Here is a 1,529-nt window from a genome sequence, read left to right on the forward strand (position 1 = left end):
AAATGACTTAATACAGATTTGCTTTACACGGTTTTAACAATTCAAAAACAGTGTAAGTAATGAAAAAAGAGCGTAGACAACCTCGTCATTTTGACGATCAGTTCCGTTTGAGTGTATTAAAAGATTATTATGAGAGTGGTGTGTCTTATGGTCAGATTTCCCGTAAATATGATGTTAGCAGTGGTAACGTCATAGCTTGGGAGAAGAAATACATGAATAAATGTGTATCTTTGCCTACAGATATTATAGAACTGGAAAAACAGGTATTTATGGCAAAGAAAGCAAGAGATTCAAGACCTCAGCAAGTTATGAGTGAGGAAGAAAAGTTAAGAGATGAAAATGCACGTCTGCGCAAGGCTCTAGAGTATTCGGAACTTCGCAACGAGGCATTGAATGAAGTGCTGAAAATCGGCAAGGAAAAATACGGTATTGACCTGCTAAAAAAAGCTGGCGCCAAGCAGTAGACAACCTTCGGCTCAGACATGCAGATACAAGTATCAGCTGTCTGAGCGGGCTGTTTGGCAAGACTCGCGAAGGCTATTATTCTGTCAGCAAAGCTAAGCGTAACCGCCTAGAGCTGACAGAAAAGAAGATTGTTGACCATGCACGCCTACTACGTAATGAGGCCCCCGGAATAGGAGCTTATAAGATGTTTGTAATACTCAAGGACATCTTCCTCGAAGCTATGCCAGGACGTGACAAGTTCTATAAGATCATCAATGAAAATGGGCTTATGCTCAAACCTGAACGTAGACGTCACACAACCAACTCTAATCATAACTATCGCAAATACAAGAACTTAACACAAGGCCTTGTTGTTACTCGTCCCAATCAGCTTTGGGTCGCAGACATTACATACGTTGATACCGACGACGGTGTGATGTATCTACACCTCGTCACAGATGCGTGGACACATGAAATCATAGGCTGGATGCTATCCGATTCCCTCATGGCCTCAAATACCATAGCAGCGCTAAAGATGGGCATAGAACATAATGAAGGTGCTGACCTAAGCGAACTTATACACCACTCAGACCGTGGTTCGCAATACTGCAGCAATGCCTACATAGAGATACTTAATTCCATCAATGCATCAATATCTATGACGGAGGACTACAAGCCAACAGACAACGCAATAGCAGAACGTGTCAACGGCATCATAAAGCAGGAATGGCTATACCGTATGAAGAGGCCCAAGAATCTGGATGATGCTTGCAGGATCATACGTGACATAATTGACTTCTATAATAATAAGCGCCCGCACATGAGCAACGGAATGATGACACCAGTGCAAAAGCGTGAAAGCTATACAAAGGTAGCATCATAGATAATGGGAAAAACAATCCTGAGGCTAAAATTTGCAGATAAAAGTTTTATATGTAATTTTGCATATTGAAACGAATATGTAAAGCGTTTCAGTAACACTTTTCCTGCATTGTAAAGTTATTCAGTAAAGGAACAAAATGAGAGTGAAGTAAATTAGTAAAACAACAAGAAAAGTGTAAAGTAAAATCAGTTAAAGTCAAAAG

General features: G+C 40.5%; 1 protein-coding gene and 1 pseudogene. Both read left to right on the top strand.

Annotated features, from left to right (window positions below):
- The first annotated feature begins 59 nt into the window (after window positions 1-59).
- Window positions 60-464: a transposase gene (locus tag CHL74_RS15310; RefSeq protein ID WP_094882010.1), complete on the top strand. Its 405-nt coding sequence runs from the start codon at window positions 60-62 to the stop codon at window positions 462-464.
- 29 nt (window positions 465-493) lie between these two features.
- Window positions 494-1,327: pseudogene (locus tag CHL74_RS15315) on the top strand (IS3 family transposase); the annotation flags it as partial.
- Between the last annotated feature and the right edge of the window lie 202 nt (window positions 1,328-1,529).

Source organism: Prevotella sp. 885 (assembly GCF_002265625.1).
Classification (GTDB): domain Bacteria; phylum Bacteroidota; class Bacteroidia; order Bacteroidales; family Bacteroidaceae; genus Prevotella.

Coding starts and splice junctions, on each gene's coding strand:
- CHL74_RS15310 (WP_094882010.1), top strand. CDS start 60: ATGAAAAAAGAGCGTAGACAACCTCGTCATTTTGACGATCAGTTCCGT.